Raw genomic sequence first — 267 nt, forward strand, 5'->3', positions numbered from 1 at the left:
GTCACCATAGCAGCGGTCGTAGTTTTCCAGTGAGACGAAACGGTGATCGTCGATCCGGTAGATGACTTTCGGCGGTCCATCGTAGTGCGGTTCTTCCGCCGCCTTCTCGTAGGACGGGGCGGACAGATCCGTCGTGCAACCGGGGAGCGCAATTCCAGCGATCAGGGCCGTGACCAGTACCCGGCAAACCGAGCGGATGTTCATGAGCCTCTCCACATGCAAAAGGCTGGTGCGCGTGCCCCTATTACCGCTATTTTTTTGACGCGC

General features: G+C 58.8%; 1 protein-coding gene. It reads right to left on the bottom strand.

What is annotated here, in order from left to right; all coding sequences use genetic code 11:
- Positions 1-204, bottom strand: a 204-nt coding sequence (locus SB659_RS19675; RefSeq protein ID WP_410551628.1) for a hypothetical protein, incomplete at its 3' end; no start/stop codon positions are given.
- Positions 205-267: the final 63 nt, after the last annotated feature.

The sequence above is a fragment of the Arthrobacter sp. SIMBA_036 genome (assembly GCF_046535135.1).
Classification (GTDB): Bacteria; Actinomycetota; Actinomycetes; order Actinomycetales; family Micrococcaceae; genus Arthrobacter.